Source organism: Streptomyces albiflavescens, assembly GCF_014645835.1.
GTDB classification, from domain to species: domain Bacteria; phylum Actinomycetota; class Actinomycetes; order Streptomycetales; family Streptomycetaceae; genus Streptomyces; species Streptomyces albiflavescens.
In genome coordinates this window covers 426,711-450,997 of sequence record NZ_BMMM01000007.1, presented here as the reverse complement: position 1 = coordinate 450,997, position 24,287 = coordinate 426,711, and the positions used below count along the sequence as shown (strand labels likewise).

The following is a 24,287-nucleotide window of genomic DNA, read 5'->3' as shown; positions in this document are numbered from 1 at the left end:
ACGGGGTCCGCGGAGTCGGGTCAGGCGGGGTCGATCTCGCGCAGCAGACCGGTCGTGACGTCGAAGACGAAGCCGCGTACGTCGTCGGTGTGCAGGAGGAACGGCGAGGTGCGCACGCGCTGCATCGACTGCCGCACGTCCTGGTCGACGTCCCGGAACGACTCGACCGCCCAGGCGGGGCGCTGGCCGACCTCCATCTCCAGGTCGTGGCGGAATTCCTCGGTGAGGGACTCCAGGCCGCAGCCGGTGTGGTGGATGAGGACCACGCTGCGGGTGCCGAGCGCCCGCTGGCTGATGGTGAGGGAACGGATCACGTCGTCGGTGACGACTCCGCCGGCGTTGCGGATGGTGTGGCAGTCGCCGAGCGCCAGGCCGAGTGCGGCGTGCAGGTCGAGCCGGGCGTCCATGCAGGCCACCACGGCGACGTGGAGGACGGGACGGGCGTCCATCCCGGGGTCGGTGAAGGCGGCGGCGTACTGCTCGTTCGCGTCGACGAGGCGGTCCGTGACGGTGCCGCCACCGGCTATGGCGTCTTGGGGCTCGGTGGGAACGGATGCAGAAGTCGTCATAGCTATGACGGTACTGGTCACGTGCGGTCCGGTCCTGCTGTGAGATCGGGAGAACAACGTCATCGCGTCCTCTTGTGAGGTAACCCACACGGGCGGCGGAAGTGCACCCTTCCGTGTGATTCTTTCCGATTTATCGCTTCGCACGCTCCCGGCCTCGCGACGCGCATGCCGGTTGATTGACCGCGAGACACCGTGGACTAAAGTGACGCGAAGCGGGAGACGAGGCTCTCCCTGCTCGTGTTATCCCTGGAGACCCGGCGATTTTCCGGTGTCTCCCCGCGTGCGCGGCGCGTACGTACGGCTCGGCCTCCTCCCGCTCCCGGTCGGCTGACGCCACTCACCCGGCGCCAGCAGGCCTCCCCTTCTCGAGCGGGTGGGGACCCGGCGGTGCGTACGGGCGCGCCGGACCTGAGAGGGCCCCTTGAGCCAGAGTCGACACGTCCCGGTGATGCTCCAGCGGTGCCTGGACATGTTGGCCCCGGCCCTCACCGAGCCGGGAGCCGTCGTCGTCGACTGCACCCTGGGACTCGGCGGTCACAGCGAGGCGCTGCTCACCCGGTTCCCGGAGGCCCGGCTCGTGGCCCTCGACCGCGACAAGGAGGCGCTGCGCCTCTCCGGGGAGCGGCTCGCCCCCTTCGGCGAGCGTGCCACCCTCGTGCACGCGGTCTATGACGAACTCCCCGACGTGCTCGACCGCCTGGGCATCCCGCGCGTCCAGGGCGTGCTGTTCGACCTCGGTGTCTCCTCCATGCAACTCGACGAGGCGGATCGCGGGTTCGCGTATGCGCAGGACGCCCCGCTCGACATGCGCATGGACCAGACGACCGGCATCAGCGCGGCCGAGGTGCTCAACACCTATCCGGCCGGCGAGCTGGTGCGGATCCTGCGCGCGTACGGCGAGGAGAAGCAGGCCAAGCGGATTGTGTCCGCGATCGTGCGCGAGCGCGAGAAGGAGCCGTTCAGCAACAGCGCGCGGCTCGTCGAGCTGATCCGTGACTCGCTGCCCCAGGCGGCCAAGCGCACCGGCGGCAACCCCGCCAAGCGCACCTTCCAGGCGCTGCGCATCGAGGTGAATGGCGAGCTCAGCGTCCTGGAGAGGGCGATTCCGGCGGCCGTGAAGGCGCTCGCCGTCGGTGGCCGCATCGCCGTGCTGTCGTACCACTCGCTGGAGGACCGGCTGGTCAAGCAGGTGTTCGCGGCCGGCGCCGCCACCACCGCGCCGCCCGGTCTGCCGGTCGTCCCCGAGCGCTACCAGCCCCGGCTCAAGCTGCTCACCCGCGGTGCCGAACTTCCCACGGAGGAAGAGGTGGCAGAGAACCGGCGAGCGGCTCCCGCCCGGCTGCGGGGGGCGCAGCGCATCCGGGAGGACGCCGAGTGAGGCGCGGGGAGGGGGAGGGCGCGTGAGTCGGAAACCCAAACTCCCCAAGTGTCGTGGGTTGGATGTCCACACCCACGGGATGTTGTCGGGTGGGGATCCAAACCCGCGAGGGCTCGGCGAGCCCGGAGGCCGGACCCGCGCGGCGAGCGTGCGGTCCGGAGGCCGGACTCGAGAGGCGACCGTGCAGTCGGGACGCCACACCCGCAGGGAGGGCGCGTGAGCAGGAAACCGGAGCTCAGGGGGCGGGCCGCCCGGCTCGCGCGGCTGCTGCCGGCCGGTGCCGGACAGGCGGCCCGCACCCCCTTCGTCCTGTTGGTGGTGCTCCTGCTCGGCGGCGGTCTCATCGGGCTCCTCGTGCTGAACTCCGCGCTCAGCGAGGGAGCGTTCCGCCTCGACGACCTGCAGAAGGACACCAAGAGCCTCACCGACGAGGAGCAGGCCCTGCAGCGGGACGTGGACGCCTACTCCGCCCCGGACGCCCTCCAGCGCCGCGCCCGCGAACTGGGCATGGTCCCCGGCGGCGACCCGGCCTTCCTCAACCCCGACGGCACCGTCAAGGGCGTCCCGGGAGCCGCCCAGCAGTCCTCCGCAACCACCCCGATGGTGCTCGCGCCCGAGGCCCTCGCCCCCGCCCTGAGCCTGCCCCCGAGTCCCGCTCCGACGCCTGCCCCGCAGCCGTCCGCGGCCGCCCCCGTCCCCCCGGCCCCCGCCCCGTCCGCACAGCCCTCCACGACCCCTGGCAGGTGACGGAAGTGTCCGACAGGGAACCGCCGCGCCGCCGGGTGCCCGGCCCCGCCAGGCCCGTACGCCCCGGAGGCCAGCGGCGCCCGGGCCCTGGTGCCCGCCCCGCACGCCGCCCGAGCGCACTCCGGCCGAGCGGCCCCCGCGTCATCCGGCTCGGCAGCCCCCGCCCCCGCCTGCGCATGGTCAGCCTCGCGCTCACCCTGGTGATGGTCGCCTTCGTCGTACGGCTGCTCCAGGTGCAGGCCGTGGACGCGAGCACGTATGCCGCGAAGGCCGAGCAGAACCGGTACGTCGGGCGCACGCTGGCCGCCGAGCGCGGCGGGATCACCGACCGCAACGGCATCGAGTTGGCGACGAGCGTGGACGCGTACGACATCACGGCCGATCCGACGATGTTCACGCGGACGGCGACGAAGGTGAGCGACGCGCCCGAGCAGGCCGCGGCGCTGCTCTCCCCGATCCTCGGCCAGAGCATGGACGCCGTCGCCAAGAAGCTGAAGGCGAAGAACACCCGCTACACCCTGCTCGCGCATCGCCAGGCCCCCGAGGTCTGGAAGCAGATCAAGGACCTGAAGACCACGCTCGGAGCCAAGGCCGAGACGGACAAGAGCACGGTCAATGTCCTCGCGGGCGTCCTCGCGGTCCCGGCCAGCAAGCGCGTGTACCCGAACGGCGAACTCGCCGCCGGGATACTGGGCTGGGTCAACGCCGACGGCAAGGGCGGCGGCGGCGTCGAGCAGCAGCTCAACAAGGAACTCGCCGGCAAGGACGGCAAGATCCGCTACGCCCAGTCCGGCGGCCGTCAGGTGCCCACCGCGGGCTCCACCGAGACGCCCGCCGTGGCCGGCTCCGACGTCGAGCTGACCATCGACCGGGACATCCAGTGGGCCGCGCAGAACGCGATCACCGAGCAGGTGAGGAAGTCCAGGGCGGACCGCGGGTACGTGATAGTGCAGGACACCCGGACCGGCGAGATCCTCGCCATGGCCAACTCGCCCGGCTTCGATCCGAACGACCTCTCCCAGGCCAACTCGGCGGCCATGGGCAACGCGGCCCTCCAGGACGCCTACGAGCCCGGCTCCACCGCCAAGCTGATGTCGATGGCCGCCGTCCTCCAGGAGAACGTGGCCACGCCCGACACACATGTGGTCGTGCCCAACCGGCTGCACCGCGGCGACCGGCTCTTCCAGGACGACGTCGACCACCCGACCTGGCACCTGACGCTGAACGGCGTGCTCGCCAAGTCCAGCAACATCGGCACGATCCTGGCGACCGGCCAGCTCGGCAAGACGCAGAAGGAGGCCAACCGGGTCCTCTACTCGTATCTGCGCAAGTTCGGCATCGGCAGTCACACCGGGCTCGGCTTCCCCGGCGAGACCGCGGGCATCCTCGCGCCCCCCGACACATGGTCGACCTCGCAGCAGTACACGATTCCTTTCGGCCAGGGTGTGTCGATCAACGCGATGCAGGCGGCCTCCGTCTACTCGACGATCGCCAACGGCGGCGTACGCATCGAGCCGACGCTGGTGCGCGGCACGAAGGGGCCCGACGGCCGCTTCACCCCCGCCGCCCACCCCAAGAAGACAAGGGTCGTGAGCGAGAAGACGGCGAAGACCCTCGCCCAGATGCTGGAGTCCGTCGTGGACGACGAGCAGGGCACCGGCATCAAGGCACGTATCCCCGGCTACCGAGTCGCGGGCAAGACGGGTACGGCCAACCGCGTGGATCCGGCCACCGGCAAGTACCACGGCTACACCTCGTCATTCGCCGGATTCGCACCCGCGGACAACCCGCGCGTCACCGTCTACTGCGCCATCCAGAACGCCACCAAGGGCAGCTACTTCGGAGGCCAGACCTGCGGACCCATCTACAAGCAGGTCATGGAGTTCGCCCTGAAGACCCTCCAGGTCCCGCCCACCGGGGCGAAGGCCGCGAACCTGCCCGTCAGCTTCACACCGTGATCCACTCCGACCGCACGCCCTGATCAGCCCCCACGCACAACGGACCAGGAACAGCTCGTGACAACGATCACCCCGGCCTCCGGGAACCAGCCCCCGCCGAACCCCTCGCTTCGCTCCGGCGGGGGTGCGCCCGGTACGCTCACCGCCGTGCCACACGCTGATCAGTCCCAAATCACCCAGAAGGGCGTTCCTGTGACATATCCGGGGCCGCCACGACCGGTTCACGTCTCCGCCACACCCCTTGCGGAACTGGCCGATCAGCTGGGTGCCACCGCCCCGGCGTCAACCGCGGAGGTCACGGGCATCACCCATGACTCGCGGGCCGTGCGCCCCGGCGACCTGTACGCCGCGCTGCCCGGCGCCCGCCTGCACGGCGCGGACTTCGTGACGCAGGCGGCCGGTCTCGGTGCCGTCGCCGTGCTGACCGATCCGACGGGCGCCGAGCGCGCCGCCACGGGCCTGCCGGTCCTGGTCGTCGACGATCCGCGCGGACGGATGGGCGAGCTCGCGGCGACGATCTACGGTCACCCCGGGCGCGACCTGCTCCAGATCGGGATCACCGGCACCTCGGGCAAGACCACGACGGCGTACCTGGTCGAGGGCGGCCTGAAGACGGTTCGCTCCACCGGCCTGATCGGCACGGTCGAGATGCGCATCGGCGACGAGCGGATCAAGTCGGAGCGCACCACCCCGGAAGCCACCGACCTCCAGGCCCTTTTCGCGGTCATGCGCGAGCGCGGGGCCGAGGCGGTCGCGATGGAGGTCTCCAGCCACGCGCTGGTCCTCGGCCGAGTCGACGGCTGCGTCTTCGACATCGCCGTCTTCAACAACCTCAGCCCGGAACACATGGAGTTCCACTCCGACATGGAGGACTACTTCCGGGCCAAGGCGCAACTGTTCACACCGAAACGCAGCAAACTCGGCGTCATCAACCTCGACGACGAGTACGGCCGCAGGCTCGCCAAGGAGGCCACCGTCCCGGTGGTCACCTTCTCCGCCGAGGGGCACCCCGACGCCGACTGGCGTGCCCAGGACGTCGAAGTCGGTCCCATGGACTCGACGTTCACCGCGGTCGGCCCCAAGGGCGAGCGGATCTCCGCCAGGTCGCCGCTCGCGGGCCCCTTCAATGTGGCCAACGCGCTCGCCGCGATCGTCGCCCTCGCCGTCGCCGGGCTCGACCCGCAGACCGCCGCCGACGGCATCGCGGCCGTACCGGGCGTCCCGGGCCGACTGGAACGCGTGGACGTGGGCCAGCCCTACCTGGCCGTCGTCGACTACGCCCACAAGACGGACGCCGTCGAATCGGTCCTGCGCGCCCTGCGCAAGGTGACGAGCGGTCGTCTGCACGTAGTGCTCGGCTGCGGCGGCGACCGGGACAGGACCAAGCGGATGCCGATGGGCGCGGCCGTGGCCCGGCTCGCCGACACGGCCGTACTGACCTCCGACAACCCCCGCTCCGAGGACCCCCTCGCGATCCTCGCGACCATGCTCGCGGGCGCCGCCGAGGTGCCGGCGCACGAGCGCGGTGAGGTCCAGGTCTTCGAGGACCGGGCCGCAGCCATCGCCGCCGCCGTCGCCCGCGCGGAGCCGGGCGACACCGTGCTGGTCGCGGGCAAGGGCCACGAGCAGGGCCAGGACATCGCCGGGGTGGTGCGTCCCTTCGACGACCGCCAGGTGCTTCGCGAAGCTATCCAGAAGACCCAGGGATGAACTTGTGATCGCCCTCTCTCTCGCCGAGATCGCAGCAATCGTCGGCGGGCAGACGTACGACATACCGGATCCGGCGGTACAGGTCACCGGACCGGTCGTCAGAGACTCCCGTGAGGTGGAGACAGGCAGCCTCTTCGTCGCCTTCGCCGGCGAGCGCGTGGACGGCCACGACTTCGCCGAGGCGGTGATCGAGGCCGGCGCGGTCGCCGTGCTGGCGTCCCGCCCCGTCGGCGTGCCCGCGATCGTCGTCGCGGACGTACAGGCGGCGCTCGGGGCTCTCGCGCGCCAGGTCGTCGAACGGCTCGGCGCGACCCTCGTGGCCCTCACCGGTTCCGCGGGCAAGACCAGCACCAAGGACCTGATCGCCCAGGTGCTGCGGAGCAAGGCGCCGACCGTCTTCACGCCCGGCTCGCTCAACAATGAGATCGGGCTGCCGCTCACCGCCCTCAGCGCCACCGAGGAGACCAAGTTCCTGGTGCTGGAGATGGGGGCGCGCGGCATCGGCCACATCCGCTACCTCGCGGACCTCACCCCGCCGAAGATCGGCCTCGTCCTCAACGTCGGCACCGCCCACATCGGCGAGTTCGGCGGTCGCGAGCAAATCGCGCAGGCAAAGGGTGAGTTGGTCGAAGGGCTCCCGGAGGACGGCGCCGCGGTCCTCAACGCCGATGATCCCCTCGTACGCGCCATGGCGTCCCGTACGAAGGCCCGCGTAATCCTCTTCGGAGAGTCCGACGAAGCGGACGTACGCGCCGAGAACGTCCGTCTCACGGAGACTGGACAGCCTTCCTTCAGCCTTCGCACACCCTCCGGGTGCAGTGACGTGACCATGCGCCTGTACGGTGAGCACCACGTGTCGAACGCGCTCGCCGCGGCCGCCGTCGCCCATGAGCTGGGCATGTCCGCAGACGAGATCGCCCGCGCGCTCTCCGAGGCGGGCTCCCTCTCCCGCTGGCGGATGGAGGTCACCGAGCGCCCGGACGGCGTGACGGTCGTCAACGACGCCTACAACGCGAACCCCGAGTCCATGCGAGCCGCCCTGCGCGCGCTCGCGGCGATGGGCAAGGGGCGGCGGACCTGGGCGGTGCTCGGTCAGATGGCCGAGCTCGGGGACGAGGCGCTCGCCGAGCACGACGCGGTCGGACGGCTCGCCGTCCGGCTCAACGTCAGCAAGCTCGTCGCGGTCGGGGGCAGGGAAGCGTCCTGGCTCCAACTGGGCGCATATAACGAGGGTTCGTGGGGTGAGGAGTCGGTGCACGTGTCCGACGCACAGGCGGCTGTCGACCTGCTGCGCAGTGAACTGCGCCCAGGGGACGTCGTACTCGTGAAGGCGTCCAGGTCGGTCGGGCTCGAACGGGTGGCGCAGGCGCTGCTCGACGGTGGCGTTGAGGGTGAGGTTGCCGCCCGATGATGAAGCAGATCCTGTTCGCAGGAGTCATTGGCCTCTTCCTGACCTTGGTCGGCACCCCGCTGCTGATCAAGCTGCTAGCCCGCAAGGGCTACGGCCAGTACATCCGTGACGACGGGCCGAAAGAGCACCACAGCAAGCGCGGTACGCCCACCATGGGTGGTATCGCCTTCATCCTCGCGACGCTCATCGCGTACTTCCTGAGCAAGGTGATCACCGGCAAGCCGCCGACCTTCTCCGGACTGCTGGTGCTCGGCCTGATGGCGGGCATGGGCCTGGTGGGCTTCCTGGACGACTACATCAAGATCGTCAAGCGTCGGTCGCTGGGTCTGCGGGCCAAGGCGAAGATGGCCGGCCAGCTGACCGTCGGTATCGCCTTCGCGGTGCTCTCGCTGCAGTTCGCGGACAACCGCGGCAACACCCCGGCCTCCACGAAGCTCTCCTTCGTCCAGGACTTCGGCTGGTCCATCGGCCCGGTGCTGTTCGTGGTCTGGGCGCTGTTCATGATCCTCGCCATGTCGAACGGCGTGAACCTCACGGACGGCCTGGACGGTCTCGCCACCGGCGCCTCCGTGATGGTCTTCGGCGCGTACACGTTCATCGGTGTCTGGCAGTTCCAGGAGTCCTGCGCCAACGCGACGACCCTGACCAACCCGGCCGCCTGCTACGAAGTGCGCGATCCACTCGACCTGGCGGTCGTCGCCTCCGCGCTGATGGGCGCCTGCTTCGGCTTCCTGTGGTGGAACACCTCGCCCGCCAAGATCTTCATGGGCGACACCGGTTCGCTGGCTCTCGGCGGCGCGCTCGCGGGTCTGGCGATCTGCTCCCGCACCGAGTTCCTGATCGCGCTGCTCGGCGGTCTCTTCGTCCTGATCACCATGTCGGTGGTCATCCAGGTCGGCTCCTTCCGGCTGACCGGCAAGCGCGTCTTCCGCATGGCCCCCCTCCAGCACCACTTCGAACTCAAGGGGTGGTCCGAAGTCCTTGTGGTGGTCCGCTTCTGGATCATTCAGGGCATGTGCGTCATTGTGGGTCTGGGCCTCTTCTACGCAGGATGGGCAGCCAAGAAGTGACCGACTGGCAGGGCAAGAACGTCACCGTCGCCGGGCTCGGCGTCTCCGGCATCCCGGCGGCCAAGGTGCTGCACGGCCTCGGCGCGGTCGTCACGGTCGTCAACGACGGCGACGACGAGCGCGCCCGGGCCCAGGCCGCGGAGCTGGAGGCGCTCGGCATCACCGTGCGCCTCGGTGACGGCGCGACCCTGCCCGAGGGCACCGAGCTCATCGTGACCGCGCCCGGCTGGAAGCCGGACAAGCCGCTGTTCGCCGCGGCCGCCGAGGCGGGCGTCCCGGTCTGGGGCGACGTCGAACTCGCCTGGCGGCTGCGCGGCCCCGACGCCGCGCCCTGGCTCGCGGTCACCGGCACCAACGGCAAGACCACGACCGTCCAGATGCTCGCCTCGATCCTGAAGGCGGCCGGACTGCGCACGGCTGCTGTCGGCAATATTGGCGTCTCGCTCCTTGACGCGGTCCTCGGCGAGGAGCAGTACGACGTACTCGCCGTCGAACTCTCCAGCTACCAGCTGCACTGGGCGCCCTCGCTGCGTGCCCACTCCGCCGCCGTACTGAATCTGGCGCCCGATCACCTCGACTGGCACGGCTCGATGGAGGCGTACGCCGCCGACAAGGGCCGTATCTACGAAGGCAATCGGGTCGCCTGCGTCTACAACGTGGCCGACAAGGCCACCGAGGATCTGGTGCGCGAGGCGGACGTCGAGGAGGGCTGCCGGGCGATCGGCTTCACGCTCGGCGCGCCGGGGCCGTCCCAACTCGGCGTCGTGGAAGGCATCCTGGTCGACCGCGCCTTCGTCGAGAACCGGCAGAAGAACGCCCAGGAGCTGGCGGAGGTGTCGGACGTCAATCCGCCCGCCCCGCACAACATCGCCAACGCCCTTGCGGCGGCGGCCCTGGCGCGCGCCTTCGGGGTGCCCGCCCAGGCCGTACGCGACGGGCTGCGGGCCTTCGAGCCGGACGCCCACCGCATCGCGCACGTCGCCGACGTGGACGGGGTCGCGTATGTCGACGACTCCAAGGCCACCAACACCCATGCCGCGGAAGCGTCTTTGGCGGCGTACGAGTCGATCGTGTGGATCGCGGGCGGGCTCGCCAAGGGCGCGACCTTCGACGAGCTGGTCGCCAAGTCGGCACAGCGGCTTCGGGGCGTTGTCCTGATCGGTGCCGACCGTGCCCTCATCCGGGAAGCGCTCACGCGACACGCGCCGGAAGTACCCGTCGTCGACCTTGAGCGGACCGACACTGGGGCGATGCTCGCGGCGGTCCAGGAGGCGCGGGGGCTCGCCCACACCGGCGACACGGTGCTGTTGGCCCCGGCTTGCGCCTCCATGGACATGTTCGCCAACTACAACAAGCGCGGTGACGCTTTCGCGGAGGCGGTTCGCGAACTCGACGCCGTCGACGGCTGACCCGGGTCCGCCTCGCCTGACGGCGCCGGGCACACCTGGGAGGGACGCGTGACACGGATCCGGCTGGGGCTTCGTCGGCGGCTATCCGCCGGTGGCACGGCGCTGTGCCGGCCCGTCCCTCCTCCAGTGCCCGAGCGGCCTGGGGGGACACCCTTCGGGACGCCCTCCCACAGCGTGGCAGGTGCCGCCGATGCCCAGTAGCCGTACCGGCCGACCTCCCGCGCAGCGGGCCACCGGGCGGCCCCCCGTCGCCCGCGCGTCTCGCGAGAATCCCGTACGCCGCCTCTACGTCCGCGCCCGCAAGGCCTGGGACCGGCCGCTGACCGCGTACTACCTGATCCTCGGCGGCAGTCTGCTGATCACCGTGCTCGGGCTTGTGATGGTGTACTCGGCGTCGCAGATCACGGCGCTGCAGCTGTCGCTGCCGGGGTCGTACTTCTTCCGCAAGCAGTTCCTGGCGGCCGTGATCGGCGGGGTGCTGCTGCTCGTCGCCTCGCGGATGCCGGTGAAGCTGCACCGGGCGCTGGCGTATCCGATGCTGGCCGGGTCGGTCTTCCTGATGATCCTGGTGCAGGTGCCCGGGATAGGAGTGGCGATCAACGGCAACCAGAACTGGATCTCCCTCGGCGGCTCCTTCCAGATCCAGCCCAGCGAGTTCGGCAAGCTCGCCCTCGTGCTGTGGGGCGCCGACCTGATCGCCCGCAAGGAGGACAAGCGGCTGCTCACGCAGTGGAAGCACATGCTGGTGCCGCTCGTCCCGGTGGCGTTCATGCTGCTCGGGCTGATCATGCTCGGCGGCGACATGGGGACGGCGATCATCCTCACCGCGATCCTGTTCGGACTGCTGTGGCTGGCGGGTGCGCCGACCCGGCTGTTCGTCGGCGTGCTGTCCATCGCCGGCACGCTCGGTGTGATCCTCATCAAGACCAGCCCGAACCGCATGGCCCGGTTCTCCTGCATCGGCGCCACCGAACCCGGCACCGGCGTCACCTCGTGCTGGCAGGCCGTGCACGGGATCTACGCGCTCGCCTCCGGCGGCCTCTTCGGTTCCGGACTCGGTGCGAGCGTGGAAAAATGGGGCCAACTGCCCGAAGCCCACACCGACTTCATCTTCGCCGTCACCGGTGAGGAACTGGGCCTCGCGGGGACGCTGTCGGTGCTCGCCCTCTTCGCGGCTCTAGGCTATGCGGGTATCCGCGTGGCCGGACGCACGGAGGACCCCTTCGTGAGGTATGCCGCGGGAGGCGTGACCACCTGGATCACGGCCCAGGCCGTGATCAACATCGGTGCGGTGCTCGGTCTGCTGCCGATCGCCGGAGTCCCGCTCCCGCTGTTCTCCTACGGGGGTTCCGCCCTGCTGCCGACCATGTTCGCCATCGGGCTGCTGATCGCCTTCGCGCGCGACGAGCCCGCTGCGCGGGCGGCACTCGCGATGCGGCAACCTCGCTTTGGTAGAAAGCGGGCTGCGGTGAGAGGCTCCGTGGGGGCCGCGGGGCCTCGGAGATGGAACACGATGCGACGGCGCGCCGCGGCGCGTTCGTCCGGAGAGCGGTGAATTTCGGTGCATGTCGTACTCGCCGGCGGGGGGACCGCCGGCCACATCGAGCCCGCGCTCGCCCTCGCGGACGCCCTGCGCAGGCAGGACCCGACCGTGGGTATCACGGCCCTGGGCACGGAACGCGGACTTGAGACCCGACTCGTACCCGAGCGCGGCTACGAACTCGCGCTGATCCCCGCCGTCCCGCTGCCGCGCAAGCCCACGCCCGAGCTGATCACCGTCCCCGGACGGCTGCGCGGCACGATCAAGGCCGCCGAGCAGATCCTGGAGCGCACCAAGGCGGACGCGGTCGTCGGCTTCGGCGGCTATGTGGCCCTGCCCGCCTACCTCGCGGCCAAGCGCCTCGGTGTGCCGATCGTGATCCACGAGGCCAACGCCCGGCCGGGTCTCGCCAACAAGATCGGCTCCCGGTACGCGGCCCGGGTCGCCGTCTCCACGCCGGACAGCAAGCTGCGCGACGCCCGCTACATCGGCATTCCGCTGCGCCGCTCCATCGCCACCCTCGACCGGGCCGCCGCACGCCCCGAGGCGCGCGCCGCGTTCGGCCTCGACCCCGCGCTGCCGACCCTGCTGGTGTCCGGCGGCTCGCAGGGCGCCCGCCGCCTCAACGAGGTGGTCCAGCAGGCGGCTCCGTACCTCCAGCAGGCGGGCATCCAGATCCTGCACGCGGTCGGCCCGAAGAACGAACTGCCGCAGGTGCATCAGATGCCGGGGATGCCCCCGTACATCCCGGTACCGTACGTGGACCGGATGGACCTCGCGTACGCCGCGGCCGACATGATGCTGTGCCGCGCGGGCGCGATGACCGTCGCCGAACTGTCCGCCGTCGGGCTGCCCGCCGCCTATGTCCCGCTGCCCATCGGCAACGGCGAACAGCGGCTGAACGCCCAGCCGGTGGTCAAGGCCGGCGGTGGCCTCCTTGTCGACGACGCGGAACTCACGCCCCAGTGGGTGCAGCAGAACGTGCTGCCCGTGCTCGCCGACCCGCACCGGCTGTACGAGATGTCCCGTGCCGCCAGCGAGTTCGGCCGCCGGGACGCCGACGACCTGCTCGTCGGCATGGTGTACGAGGCGATCGCCTCTCGCCGTCACTAGCACCGCATGAGGGAAGGCAGGGAGCGTGGCCGGACCGAACACCGCCGAGCGCGGCGAACGGCAGAAGCTGGAGTCCGGCCCGCCCCGGCCGCCCCGTCTCGGGCGGCTGCGTCGCCTTCGTACGCTCATCATCCTTTTGATCGCCGTGGTGTTGGCCGGAGCCGCCACGGTCTGGGTCCTGTACGGCTCGCAATGGCTGCGCGTGGAGCGTGTGTCGGCTTCCGGGATGCGGGTGCTGACGGCCGAGCAGGTGCGAGAAGCGGCGGATGTTCCGGTCGGATCCCCACTGATTTCCGTCGACACCGACGCCATTGGGGAACGACTGCGCCGGAAATTGCCCCGAATTGACTCGGTTGATGTCGTCCGTTCCTGGCCGCATGGAATCGGCCTGAAAGTGACCGAACGCACGCCGGTCCTGATTGTCGAAAAGGGCGCAAAGTTCATCGAAGTGGACGCCAAGGGCGTGCGATTCGCTACGGTTTCCGACGCTCCGAAGGGTGTGCCCGCACTGGAATTGACGGTGTCCCGGTCGGCGCGGCTGCGCCGCTTCGGCACCGACCGACTGGTGCGCGAGGCGGTGCGGGTCGCCGGGGACATTCCGGCCGCCGTCGCCCGTGACACCCGTACCCTCAAGGTCCGTTCCTACGACTCCATCTCGCTGGAGTTGAAGGACGGCCGCACGGTCGCGTGGGGCAGTGGCGAGAAGGGCCGCGCGAAGGCCAGGACACTTACCGCTCTCATGAAAGCCGCTCCCGGTGCCCGGCACTTCGACGTAAGCGCTCCCACCGCCCCTGCGTCATCGGGGAGTTGACGCACATCTGCGCAGGCCAGCACCCTGGTTGGGCAGCGCTACGCCTGATCACATAGGGTGAAAAGAAAAACGGGAGGTTCGGCGTGTTCGTTGAACGTGCGCCACTTGTCGACTTAGTGTCCTGTTCGGAAGAGTCCAAGGAACAGACACACTGGTAACCCTAAACTTCAGCGTTAGGGTTCGGGTCGGCGTTCGGACCGTCCCATTCGGCATCAGTCGTCGGATCGCGAGCGTGCGAGGCGACGACACGTAACTCGAGGCGAGAGGCCTTCGACGTGGCAGCACCGCAGAACTACCTCGCAGTCATCAAAGTCATCGGTGTCGGCGGCGGTGGTGTCAATGCCATCAACCGGATGATCGAGGTCGGTCTCAAGGGCGTCGAGTTCATCGCCATCAACACCGACGCGCAGGCGCTGTTGATGAGCGACGCCGACGTCAAGCTCGACGTCGGCCGCGAACTGACCCGCGGACTCGGCGCCGGAGCCAACCCGGCCGTCGGCCGCAAGGCCGCCGAGGACCACCGCGAGGAGATCGAGGAGGTCCTCAAGGGGGCCGACATGGTCTTCGTGACGGCCGGTGAAGGCGGCGGCACCGGCACCGGCGGCGCACCCGTCGTGGCCAACATCGCCCGCTCGCTCGGCGCCCTCACCATCGGCGTGGTCACCCGCCCGTTCACCTTCGAGGGACGGCGCCGGGCCAACCAGGCCGAGGACGGCATCGCCGAACTCCGCGAAGAGGTCGACACCCTCATCGTCATCCCGAACGACCGGCTGCTGTCCATCTCGGACCGCCAGGTCTCGGTCCTCGACGCCTTCAAGTCGGCGGACCAGGTCCTGCTCTCCGGTGTTCAGGGCATCACCGACCTCATCACCACACCGGGTCTGATCAACCTCGACTTCGCCGACGTCAAGTCCGTGATGTCCGAGGCGGGTTCGGCGCTCATGGGCATCGGCTCGGCCCGCGGCGACGACCGCGCGGTGGCCGCGGCCGAGATGGCGATCTCCTCGCCGCTCCTCGAAGCCTCCATCGACGGCGCCCGCGGCGTCCTGCTCTCCATCTCCGGCGGCTCCGACCTCGGTCTGTTCGAGATCAACGAAGCCGCCCAGCTGGTCAGCGAGGCCGCGCACCCCGAGGCCAACATCATCTTCGGCGCGGTCATCGACGACGCCCTCGGCGACGAGGTGCGGGTCACCGTGATCGCCGCAGGATTCGACGGCGGCCAGCCCCCGGCCAAGCGGGACAACGTCCTCGGCTCGGCCGGCAAGCAGCGCGAGGAGCCCACGCCGGTACGGTCCCCCGACAGCCGCCCGTCCTTCGGCACGCTCGGCAGCGTCACGCCGAAGGAGGCGCCGGAGCCGACCCCGGAGCCGGTGAACGAGCTGCCGGCCTCCCCGCCGGTCCCGCCGTCCCGCGCCTACTCGGACAGCGCGGCCGAAGAGCTGGACGTGCCGGACTTCCTCAAGTGATAGGGCAGCGCTCCGAAACGAGCACAGTGAGCGGCGCGCACTTCGCCTTCACCGACCGGTGGGGCGGGGTGAGCGCCGTTCCGTACGAGGAGCTCAACCTCGGCGGAGCGGTCGGCGACGACCCCGACGCCGTACGGACCAATCGAGAACTGGCCGCCAAGGCGCTCGGTCTTGACCCGGCCCAGGTGGTCTGGATGAACCAGGTGCACGGGCCGGACGTGGCGGTGGTGGACGGGCCGTGGGGCTCTTCGGAGATTCCGTCCGTCGACGCGATCGTCACCGTTCGACGGGGGCTCGCCCTCGCCGTTCTCACCGCCGACTGCACGCCGGTCCTGCTCGCCGATCCGGTGGCCGGAGTCGCGGCCGCCGCCCACGCGGGCCGGCCCGGCATGATCGCCGGGGTCGTCCCCGCAGCGGTACGGGCCATGGTCGAACTCGGCGCCGAGCCCGGCCGGATCGTCGCCCGCACCGGACCCGCCGTCTGCGGGCGGTGCTACGAAGTGCCGGAGCAGATGCGCGCCGATGTCGCCGCCGTCGAACCGGCGGCGCACGCCGAGACCAGTTGGGGCACGCCCGCGGTCGATGTGACCGCCGGAGTGCACGCACAGTTGGAACGGCTCGGGGTGCGCGACCGGGAGCAGTCGCCGGTGTGCACGCTCGAATCGGGGGACCACTTCTCGTACCGGCGCGACCGCACCACCGGGCGGCTCGCCGGTTATGTCTGGCTGGACTGATGGGGCATGACGGACCGTAAGGCTCAACTCGCCGAAAATCTGGCGAAAGTGGAAGAGCGCATCACGGCGGCGTGCATCGCCGCCGGGCGCAAGCGCGAAGAGGTGACCCTGATCGTGGTCACCAAGACCTACCCCGCGAGCGATGTGCGGATCCTGTCGGAACTCGGTGTGCGTCATGTCGCCGAGAACCGGGATCAGGACGCGGCGCCCAAGGCCGCGGAGTGTTCGGATCTGCCCCTCTTGTGGCATTTTGTCGGCCAGTTGCAGACCAACAAGGTGCGTTCCGTGGTCGGTTATGCGGATCTCGTGCAGTCCGTCGATCGTTCCAAGCTCGTCACGGCTCTGTCGAAGGAGGCGGTGCGGGCGGAGCGTGAGGTGGGCTGTCTCATTCAGGTCGCGCTGGACGTGGAGGAGAGCGGGAGAGGGGAGCGGGGTGGCGTAGGGTCCGGCGGAATCGAAGAGTTGGGCGACCTCATCGCTCGGGCGCCAGGGCTCCGGCTCGACGGGCTGATGACCGTCGCGCCGCTCACCGGACCGTACGCGGGGCGCCAACAGGCGGCGTTCGAGCGGCTGATGGATTTGTCGACTGTCCTGCGCCGCGCCCATCCGGCTGCGAACATGGTCTCGGCAGGGATGAGTACGGACCTCGAACAGGCCGTGGCAGCCGGAGCGACACATGTACGCGTCGGTACTGCGGTACTCGGAGTCCGACCCAGGCTCGGGTAACGTCGCCAAGAAGTCGGACCACAGCAGAAAATATGGTCATTACCGCCACAGGCGGGCATAACGACCTCGTGGATCGCGGGCACTTGGGAAGTCGTCAGCCGATCCACCACAGAGCGGAGGACTCAGAGCATGGCCGGCGCGATGCGCAAGATGGCGGTCTACCTCGGCCTCGTGGAGGACGATGGGTACGACGGCAGGGGATTCGACCCCGACGACGACTTCGAGCCCGAGCTTGATCCGGAGCCCGAGCGGGACCGCCGGCGGCATGAGCCGCCGCACCAGTCACATCAGGCACACCAGTCTCTACGGGATGAATCGGTACGAGTGGTGCAGCCTCCGGCGCCGCGCGATCCGGTGCCCCATTCCGCTTCGCTCGCCGCGGAATCCGGGCGTCCGGCGCGAATCGCCCCCGTGGCGTCCATCACACAAGAACGTCAAAGCCTGGAGAAGAACGCCCCGGTGATCATGCCCAAGGTCGTGTCCGAACGAGAGCCGTACCGGATCACCACGCTGCACCCCCGGACCTACAACGAGGCCCGTACCATCGGGGAACACTTCCGTGAGGGCACCCCGGTGATCATGAATCTGACTGAGATGGATGACACGGATGCGAAGCGACTTGTCGACTTTGCGGCGGGTTTGGTGTTTGGTCTCCACGGCAGCATCGAGCGGGTGACGCAGAAGGTGTTCCTGTTGTCGCCTGCTAACGTCGATGTCACGGCGGAGGACAAGGCCCGCATCGCAGAGGGCGGGTTCTTCAACCAGAGCTGAGACGCAGGACCGGAATGACGCACGGAAACAGGGGAGAGGGAAGCACGGATCATGAGCGTGGTCGGGCAGGTTCTCTACATCGCGCTGATGTGTTTCCTCATCGTGCTGATCTTCCGGTTGGTCATGGACTACGTCTTCCAGTTCGCCCGCTCATGGCAGCCCGGCAAGGCGATGGTGGTCGTTCTCGAGGCCACCTACACTGTCACCGATCCACCGCTCAAGCTTCTGCGGCGGTTCATTCCGCCGCTGCGTCTCGGGGGCGTGGCGCTCGACCTGTCCTTCTTCGTACTGATGATCATCGTCTACATCCTGATCTCCGTCGTGAGCCGGCTGTGAACGATACGGTCTTGCCGAATGCCGACGACTACGTTGAGGTGAAGAGATGCCGTTGACCCCCGAGGACGTGCGGAACAAGCAGTTCACGACCGTCCGCCTCCGAGAAGGCTATGACGAGGACGAGGTCGATGCCTTCCTCGACGAGGTTGAAGCCGAACTGACGCGACTGCTCCGCGAGAACGAGGACCTGCGCGCCAAGCTGGCCGCTGCCACGCGCGCGGCCGCGCAGAACCAACAGCAGGGCATGCGCAAGCCGCCCGAGCAGCAGGACCAGCAGCAGGGCCCGCCGCAGGGCATGCGCGGTCCGGGCGCTCCTGTGCCCGCCGGCATATCGGGCCCGCCGCAGCAGCAGATGGGCGGCCCCATGGGTGGCCCGCCCCAGCTGCCCAGCGGTGCGCCGCAGCTGCCCGCGGGCCCCAGCGGCCAGGGTGGTCCGCAGGGTCCCGGCCCCATGGGCCAGGGTCCGATGGGTCAGGGGCCGATGGGCCAGGGTCCCGGCCAGATGCAGCCGCAGATGCAGCAGCAGATGGGTGGCCCGATGGGCGGTCCCATGGGTGGCCCCATGGGCGGTCACGGCCCGCAGATGCCGCAGCAGGGCCCCGGTGGCGACAGCGCCGCGCGTGTCCTCTCGCTGGCTCAGCAGACCGCCGACCAGGCGATCGCCGAGGCCCGTTCCGAGGCCAACAAGATCGTCGGCGAGGCCCGCAGCCGCGCCGAGGGTCTGGAGCGCGACGCCCGTGCCAAGGCCGACGCCCTGGAGCGGGACGCGCAGGAGAAGCACCGCGTCGCGATGGGTTCCCTGGAGTCCGCTCGCGCCACGCTGGAGCGCAAGGTCGAGGACCTGCGAGGCTTCGAGCGCGAGTACCGCACGCGGCTGAAGTCCTACCTGGAGTCGCAGCTGCGCCAGCTGGAGACGCAGGCGGACGACTCGCTCGCTCCGCCGCGCACCCCGGCCACGGCCTCCCTGCCGTCGCCCTCCGCGCCCTCGATGGCCCCGGCAGGCGCCAGCGCGCCGTCGTACGGCGGCAACCAGGGCATGGGTGGCGGTCCGGCACCTGCGGCGCCGTCCTACGGCGGGCAGCAGCAGATGTCGCCGGCCATGACCCAGCCGATGGCTCCGGTGCGGCCCCAGGGGCCGTCGCCGATGCAGCAGGCGCCCTCGCCGATGCGCGGGTTCCTCATCGACGAGGACGACAACTGACGGCCTCTAGTACGCCTTAGGCGTCGGCAGCGTTCAGGGCGGGGCCCCCGGATTCCGGGGGCCCCGCCCTTTTGTGCGGTCGTTGGGGCATCTGTGCGTGGGTACGCAACGCCGAAGGCCCGGGGCCCGCCAGAAATATCTGGCGGCCCCGGGCCTTCTTCGCGTGTGCGTGGGGCGGGGCGGGGTTTGTTTCGCCCGCTCCGCCCCTGCCCGTCCCGTACCTGGGGGCTGCGCCCCCTGGCCCCCGCGTTGCGTTTCGGCTGCGGGTGGGTGGGGGCTTGTCGCGCAGTTCCCCGCGCCCCTTGCGGGGCGGCGGGGGGCGAGAAGCCCTGCGCCGCCCCCCGGTGCTACGCCTTGCGGAGGCGGAACGTCAGGGACAGGGAGTCGTCCGTGAACGGGGTGCCGTAGGTGTCGTCGGCCTCGCCCTGGGCGAAGTCCGTGGCGAGGACTTCGTCGGCGATGAGGTCGGAGTGTTCGGACAGAGCCGCGATGACGGCCGGGTCCGTGGAGGTCCAGCGGAGCGCGATGCGGTCGGCCACGTCGAGGCCGCTGTTCTTGCGGGCCTCCTGGATCAGCCGGATCGCGTCCCGGGCGAGACCCGCCTGACGCAGCTCCTCCGTGATCTCCAGGTCCAGTGCGACCGTCGCGCCCGAGTCGGAAGCCACCGACCAGCCCTCGCGCGGGGTCTCCGTGATGATCACCTCGTCCGGGGCCAGCGTCACCGTCTCACCGTCGACCTCCACCGACGCCGTGCCCTCGCGCAGGGCCAGCGACAGCGCCGCCGCGTCCGTCTCGGCGATGGCCTTCGCGACCGCCTGGACGCCCTTGCCGAAGCGCTTGCCGAGCGCGCGGAAGTTCGCCTTGGCGGTGGTGTCGACCAGTGAGCCGCCGACTTCGGAGAGTGAGGCGAGGGAGCTGACGTTCAGCTCTTCCGTGATCTGCGCGTGCAGCTCGCGGTCGAGCGTCTCGAAGCCCACCGCCGCGACCAGCGCGCGGGACAGCGGCTGGCGCGTCTTCACGCCCGACTCCGCGCGCGTGGCACGGCCGAGCTCCACGAGACGGCGTACCAGCACCATCTGCCTCGACAGCTCGGGGTCGATGGCGGACAGGTCCGCTTCCGGCCAGGAGGAGAGGTGCACGGACTCCGGGGCGCCCGGCGTGACCGGGACGACCAGGTCCTGCCAGACCCGCTCGGTGATGAACGGGGTCAGCGGGGCCATCAGGCGCGTGACCGTCTCCACGACCTCGTGCAGCGTGCGCAGCGCGGCCTTGTCGCCCTGCCAGAAGCGACGACGCGAGCGGCGCACGTACCAGTTGGACAGGTCGTCGACGAACGCCGAGAGGAGCTTTCCGGCGCGCTGGGTGTCGTACGCCTCCAGAGCCTGCGTCACCTGGTCGGTGAGCGCGTGGAGTTCGGAGAGCAGCCAGCGGTCGAGGACCGGGCGGTCCGCCGGGGCCGGGTCGGCCTGGCTGGGCGCCCAGTCGGAGGTGCGGGCGTAGAGGGCCTGGAAAGCGACCGTGTTCCAGTAGGTGAGGAGGGTCTTGCGCACCACCTCCTGGATCGTGCCGTGGCCCACGCGGCGCGCTGCCCACGGGGAGCCACCCGCCGCCATGAACCAGCGCACCGCGTCCGCGCCGTGCTGGTCCATCAGTGGGATCGGCTGCAGGATGTTGCCCAGGTGCTTGGACATCTTGCGGCCGTCCTCGGCGAGGATGTGGCCCAGGCACACGACGTTCTCGTACGAGGACTTGTCGAAGACCAGCGTGCCGACGGCCATGAGCGTGTAGAACCACCCACGCGTCTGGTCGATGGCCTCGCTGATGAACTGCGCCGGGTAGCGGCTCTCGAACAGTTCCTTGTTCTTGTACGGGTAGCCCCACTGCGCGAACGGCATCGAACCCGAGTCGTACCAGGCGTCGATGACCTCCGGGACGCGAGTCGCCGTCTGCTGACACTGAGGGCATGCGAACGTGACGTCGTCGATGAACGGGCGGTGCGGGTCCAGGCCCGACTGGTCGGTGCCGGTCAGCTCGGTGAGCTCCGCGCGGGAGCCGACGACGGTGAGGTGGTCGTCCTCGCAGCGCCAGATCGGCAGCGGGGTGCCCCAGTAGCGGTTGCGGGAGAGCGCCCAGTCGATGTTGTTGTTCAGCCAGTCGCCGTAGCGGCCGTGCTTGACCGACTCCGGGAACCAGTTGGTCTTCTCGTTCTCCTGGAGGAGGCGGTCCTTGACGGCCGTGGTGCGGATGTACCAGGACGGCTGCGCGTAGTAGAGCAGCGCGGTGTGGCAGCGCCAGCAGTGCGGGTAGCTGTGCTCGTACGGGATGTGCCTGAAGAGCAGACCGCGGTTCTGGAGGTCCTCGGTGAGCTTCTCGTCCGCCTTCTTGAAGAAGATGCCGCCCACGAGGGGGACGTCCTCCTCGAAGGTGCCGTCGGGGCGGACGGGGTTCACGACGGGCAGGCCGTAGGCGCGGCAGACCTTGAGGTCGTCCTCACCGAAGGCGGGGGACTGGTGGACCAGACCCGTACCGTCCTCGGTCGTCACGTACTCGGCGTTGACGACGTAGTGCGCTTCGGTGCCCTCGGGGAACTCCACCAGCTCGAACGGACGTTGATACGTCCAGCGCTCCATCTCGGCGCCGGTGAAGGTCTCTCCGGTGGTCTCCCAGCCCTCGCCGAGCGACTTCTCGACGAGCGGCTCGGCGACGACGAACTTCTCCTCGCCGTTCGTCGCGACCACGTAGGTGACCTCGGGGTGCGCGGCGACCGCGGTGTTGGAGACGAGCGTCCAGGGAGTCGTCGTCCACACCAGGAGCGCGGCCTGGCCGGCCAGCGGACCGGAGGTGAGCGGGAAACGGACGTAGACGGACGGGTCGACGACCGTCTCGTAGCCCTGCGCCAGCTCGTGGTCCGACAGGCCCGTGCCGCAGCGCGGGCACCAGGGGGCGACGCGGTGGTCCTGGACCAGCAGGCCCTTGTTGAAGATCTCCTTGAGCGACCACCACACGGACTCGATGTACTCGGGGTCCATCGTGCGGTAGGGGTCGTCGAGGTCGGTCCAGTAACCCATGCGGTTCGTCAGCGCGGCGAACGCGTCGGTGTGGCGGGTCACGGACTCGCGGCACTTGGCGTTGAACTCGGCGATGCCGTAGGCCTCGATGTCCTGCTTGCCGCTGAAGCCGAGCTCCTTCTCGACCGCCAGCTCCACGGGGAGGCCGTGGCAGTCCCAGCCGGCCTTGCGCGCCACGTGGTAGCCACGCATGGTGCGGAAGCGCGGGAAGACGTCCTTGAAGACGCGAGCCTCGATGTGGTGGGCGCCCGGCATGCCGTTGGCGGTGGGCGGGCCCTCGTAGAACACCCACTCGGGGCGGCCCTCGGACTGCTCAAGGCTCTTGGCGAAGATCTTCTGCTCGCGCCAGAAGTCGAGCACGGCGTGCTCGAGGGCGGGCAGGTCGACCTGGGCGGGCACCTGGCGGTACTGCGTCGGTTTCATCGGCGAGCTTCCTCCGGCGGACTTTCTGCCTTCCGTCCGGAGGGACGAGAGCCTGTGCTGCTACCTCGTAGCTGCTGCGGACGCCGTGTGCGGCGCGCTCCCGCGGTACCACCCTCCTTGGCTCCCCGGTGCCCGTGTGCACCAGTGAGCCCCCTCATTGGGGTCGCGATGCCGGGTCTACTGGCCCCCGTGGGGGTGTTCTGCCGGCGGCTCCGGGGTGATCTTCGCGTCGCGCTTGCCCCCGGGCTTCCACCGTCCCCGGGTCGCTCTTGGCCGCGTTCGCCGCTACTCGTCCCCATCCACGCTTCTCGCTCCGCCCAGTGTACGGCGCCGCGGCGACAGCGGCCGACCGGTTTTCCGGGGTGCCCCGGTGGCCTGCGCGGTGACCCGAATGGCGAGGCGCGGGTGTCCGGATCCTGGGACGCCGGGCCCGGCGGATTACCGGGCGGGGAGCTGGGCACAACGCATGCAGGCTCGGCGCGCGGGACCCGTGGGGCGGGCAAACGGAGGGTGTGCCCCGTTGCCGCGGGACAGAAGTCGATTTATCGTCCCAGCACGATTCGCGAGCGAGATCACGATATGTGAAGGGGCCGCGGCCATGGTGGCGAAGAAGACCGCCGTACAGCAGTCGGCGTCCAGCAGATCCACGGGTCCGGCGGCCAAGGACGTGGGTGGGAAGAAGAGCGCGCGGGTGGCGCCCGCGCCGGGCGCGGCCAAGCCGGTGAAGACGGCTTCCCAAGCGGCCACCAAGACGGCGTCCGAGACCGGGACGAAGGCGGCGACGAAGGCCGCGAGCAGGCAGACGGCCACGACGAAGACGGTGAACAAGAAGGTGGCCACGACGAAGACGGTGAACAAGAAGGTGGCCGCCACGAAGACCGTGAACAAGAAGGTGGCCACTACGAAGGCTGCGACGACCAAAGCGGCCGCTTCGAAGACGGCAGCGACCAAAACGGCAGCGACCAAAACGGCAGCCACCAAAACGGCTCCTACGAAGGCGACGGTTACGAAGACGGTCGTCAGGAAGGCCGACGCGAAGAAGCCGGCGGTGGCGAAGAAGGTGGTGGCCAAGAAGGCCACCGGAACCAAGGCCACCGGAACCAAGGCCGCCGCGACGGGGACCCTCCCGGAGGAGACGGCGCCGGCGAAGGACGCCGGGCCGAAGGGCGGCACCACGAAGAGGGCCGGTGCGAGGAGCGCGGCCGGGAAGAGCACCAGTACGGCCAAGAAGGCGGTCGCTTCCGCGGCCGAGGGCGCGGCCCAGGCCGCGAAGACGACGGGAGCCACGACGGTGGTTGCGAAGAAGACTCCTCCTGGCACGGCCACGGCGGCCAAGAAGCCCACCCCGGTCCCCAAGGCGCGGATCGCCGCTGCGGAACCCGGCGAGCTCGCGGTGCGCCCCGGTGAGGATCCCTGGACCCCGGAAGAGGTCGAGGGGGCGCGCGCGGAGCTGCAGTCGGAGGCGCTGCGGCTGCGCACCGAGATCTCGTCGTCCGAGCAGGCCCTCGTGGGCCTGATGCGCGACTCCGGCGACGGCGCGGGCGACGACCAGGCGGACACCGGCACCAAGAACATCACGCGCGAGCACGAGATGGCCCTCGCGGCCAACGCGCGCGAGATGCTCATCCAGACCGAGCGCGCCCTGGAGAAGCTCGACGCGGGCACCTACGGACTGTGCGAGAACTGCGGCAATCCCATCGGCAAGGCGCGGATGCAGGCCTTCCCGCGCGCCACCCTGTGCGTCGAGTGCAAGCAGAAGCAGGAACGGCATTAGCCGACCCACGGTCGAGCGGCAGCGGGATCGCCGTCACCGAAGGGCGCGGGAGGGCTCCTGAGCACATGGGCC

The 24,287-nt window shown here is 69.9% G+C and carries 19 protein-coding genes; 17 read left to right on the top strand and 2 right to left on the bottom strand.

What is annotated here, in order from left to right:
- Positions 1–20: 20 nt before the first annotated feature.
- On the bottom strand, positions 21–569 hold the full coding sequence (locus tag IEY95_RS21805) for a beta-class carbonic anhydrase (protein WP_189187757.1): 549 nt from the start codon (positions 567–569) through the stop codon (positions 21–23).
- A gap of 421 nt (positions 570–990) precedes the next feature.
- Between IEY95_RS21805 and rsmH the strand changes: the two genes are divergently transcribed.
- From rsmH to IEY95_RS21725, 16 genes are all read left to right on the top strand, one after another.
- Positions 991–1,947, top strand: coding sequence for a 16S rRNA (cytosine(1402)-N(4))-methyltransferase RsmH (gene rsmH / locus IEY95_RS21800; protein ID WP_189187756.1), 957 nt, complete (start codon positions 991–993; stop codon positions 1,945–1,947).
- Positions 1,948–2,163: 216 nt separating this feature from the next.
- The gene (gene ftsL, locus IEY95_RS21795) at positions 2,164–2,694 is read left to right on the top strand and encodes a cell division protein FtsL (protein ID WP_189187755.1); all 531 of its coding nucleotides are present in this window, start codon (positions 2,164–2,166) and stop codon (positions 2,692–2,694) included.
- Positions 2,695–2,699: 5 nt separating this feature from the next.
- Positions 2,700–4,652 carry a peptidoglycan D,D-transpeptidase FtsI family protein gene (locus tag IEY95_RS21790; RefSeq protein ID WP_308429329.1) on the top strand — a complete coding sequence of 651 codons (1,953 nt, stop codon included), beginning with the start codon at positions 2,700–2,702 and terminating at the stop codon, positions 4,650–4,652.
- A gap of 192 nt (positions 4,653–4,844) precedes the next feature.
- Entirely contained in the window at positions 4,845–6,362 is a 1,518-nt protein-coding gene (locus tag IEY95_RS21785; RefSeq protein WP_189187795.1) for a UDP-N-acetylmuramoyl-L-alanyl-D-glutamate--2,6-diaminopimelate ligase, read from the top strand.
- 4 nt (positions 6,363–6,366) lie between these two features.
- The gene (locus IEY95_RS21780) at positions 6,367–7,773 is read left to right on the top strand and encodes a UDP-N-acetylmuramoyl-tripeptide--D-alanyl-D-alanine ligase (protein WP_189187753.1); all 1,407 of its coding nucleotides are present in this window, start codon (positions 6,367–6,369) and stop codon (positions 7,771–7,773) included.
- Positions 7,770–8,843, top strand: a complete 1,074-nt coding sequence (gene mraY, locus IEY95_RS21775) for a phospho-N-acetylmuramoyl-pentapeptide-transferase (protein WP_189187752.1) — start codon at positions 7,770–7,772, stop codon at positions 8,841–8,843. Before IEY95_RS21780 ends, mraY begins: the two co-directional genes overlap by 4 nt.
- Complete coding sequence (gene murD, locus IEY95_RS21770) at positions 8,825–10,252, top strand: UDP-N-acetylmuramoyl-L-alanine--D-glutamate ligase (protein WP_189187751.1); 1,428 nt, start codon at positions 8,825–8,827, stop codon at positions 10,250–10,252. Before mraY ends, murD begins: the two co-directional genes overlap by 19 nt.
- A gap of 190 nt (positions 10,253–10,442) precedes the next feature.
- The gene (gene ftsW / locus IEY95_RS21765; RefSeq protein WP_189187750.1) at positions 10,443–11,807 is read left to right on the top strand and encodes a putative lipid II flippase FtsW; all 1,365 of its coding nucleotides are present in this window, start codon (positions 10,443–10,445) and stop codon (positions 11,805–11,807) included.
- A gap of 6 nt (positions 11,808–11,813) precedes the next feature.
- The gene (gene murG, locus IEY95_RS21760) at positions 11,814–12,905 is read left to right on the top strand and encodes an undecaprenyldiphospho-muramoylpentapeptide beta-N-acetylglucosaminyltransferase (RefSeq protein ID WP_189187749.1); all 1,092 of its coding nucleotides are present in this window, start codon (positions 11,814–11,816) and stop codon (positions 12,903–12,905) included.
- Positions 12,906–12,930: 25 nt separating this feature from the next.
- Positions 12,931–13,716 (top strand): cell division protein FtsQ/DivIB, encoded by a 786-nt coding sequence (locus IEY95_RS21755; protein ID WP_189187748.1) that lies wholly within the window; start codon positions 12,931–12,933, stop codon positions 13,714–13,716.
- 275 nt (positions 13,717–13,991) lie between these two features.
- Positions 13,992–15,182, top strand: a complete 1,191-nt coding sequence (gene ftsZ, locus IEY95_RS21750; RefSeq protein WP_189187747.1) for a cell division protein FtsZ — start codon at positions 13,992–13,994, stop codon at positions 15,180–15,182.
- A complete protein-coding gene (pgeF, locus tag IEY95_RS21745) occupies positions 15,179–15,916 on the top strand; it encodes a peptidoglycan editing factor PgeF (RefSeq protein ID WP_189187746.1) in 738 nt (245 codons plus the stop codon). The genes ftsZ and pgeF overlap by 4 nt, the downstream gene beginning before the upstream one ends.
- Before the next feature lie 6 nt (positions 15,917–15,922).
- Complete coding sequence (locus IEY95_RS21740; RefSeq protein ID WP_189187745.1) at positions 15,923–16,642, top strand: YggS family pyridoxal phosphate-dependent enzyme; 720 nt, start codon at positions 15,923–15,925, stop codon at positions 16,640–16,642.
- 129 nt (positions 16,643–16,771) lie between these two features.
- Positions 16,772–17,413, top strand: coding sequence for a cell division protein SepF (locus tag IEY95_RS21735; protein ID WP_189187744.1), 642 nt, complete (start codon positions 16,772–16,774; stop codon positions 17,411–17,413).
- Positions 17,414–17,464: 51 nt separating this feature from the next.
- Entirely contained in the window at positions 17,465–17,749 is a 285-nt protein-coding gene (locus tag IEY95_RS21730; RefSeq protein WP_028803186.1) for a YggT family protein, read from the top strand.
- Between the two features lie 46 nt (positions 17,750–17,795).
- On the top strand, positions 17,796–18,950 hold the full coding sequence (locus IEY95_RS21725; RefSeq protein ID WP_189187743.1) for a DivIVA domain-containing protein: 1,155 nt from the start codon (positions 17,796–17,798) through the stop codon (positions 18,948–18,950).
- 347 nt (positions 18,951–19,297) lie between these two features.
- Here IEY95_RS21725 and ileS read toward each other — a convergent pair whose 3' ends face one another.
- A complete protein-coding gene (ileS, locus tag IEY95_RS21720; RefSeq protein WP_189187742.1) occupies positions 19,298–22,441 on the bottom strand; it encodes an isoleucine--tRNA ligase in 3,144 nt (1,047 codons plus the stop codon).
- Between the two features lie 598 nt (positions 22,442–23,039).
- Between ileS and IEY95_RS21715 the strand changes: the two genes are divergently transcribed.
- On the top strand, positions 23,040–24,215 hold the full coding sequence (locus IEY95_RS21715; protein WP_189187741.1) for a TraR/DksA C4-type zinc finger protein: 1,176 nt from the start codon (positions 23,040–23,042) through the stop codon (positions 24,213–24,215).
- Positions 24,216–24,287 lie beyond the last annotated feature (72 nt).

Coding starts and splice junctions, on each gene's coding strand:
- IEY95_RS21715 (WP_189187741.1), top strand. CDS start 23,040: ATGGTGGCGAAGAAGACCGCCGTACAGCAGTCGGCGTCCAGCAGATCC.
- IEY95_RS21740 (WP_189187745.1), top strand. CDS start 15,923: ATGACGGACCGTAAGGCTCAACTCGCCGAAAATCTGGCGAAAGTGGAA.
- ftsW (WP_189187750.1), top strand. CDS start 10,443: ATGCCCAGTAGCCGTACCGGCCGACCTCCCGCGCAGCGGGCCACCGGG.
- IEY95_RS21735 (WP_189187744.1), top strand. CDS start 16,772: ATGGCCGGCGCGATGCGCAAGATGGCGGTCTACCTCGGCCTCGTGGAG.
- IEY95_RS21725 (WP_189187743.1), top strand. CDS start 17,796: ATGCCGTTGACCCCCGAGGACGTGCGGAACAAGCAGTTCACGACCGTC.
- mraY (WP_189187752.1), top strand. CDS start 7,770: ATGATGAAGCAGATCCTGTTCGCAGGAGTCATTGGCCTCTTCCTGACC.
- IEY95_RS21730 (WP_028803186.1), top strand. CDS start 17,465: ATGAGCGTGGTCGGGCAGGTTCTCTACATCGCGCTGATGTGTTTCCTC.
- IEY95_RS21805 (WP_189187757.1), bottom strand. CDS start 569: ATGACGACTTCTGCATCCGTTCCCACCGAGCCCCAAGACGCCATAGCC.
- ileS (WP_189187742.1), bottom strand. CDS start 22,441: ATGAAACCGACGCAGTACCGCCAGGTGCCCGCCCAGGTCGACCTGCCC.
- murD (WP_189187751.1), top strand. CDS start 8,825: ATGGGCAGCCAAGAAGTGACCGACTGGCAGGGCAAGAACGTCACCGTC.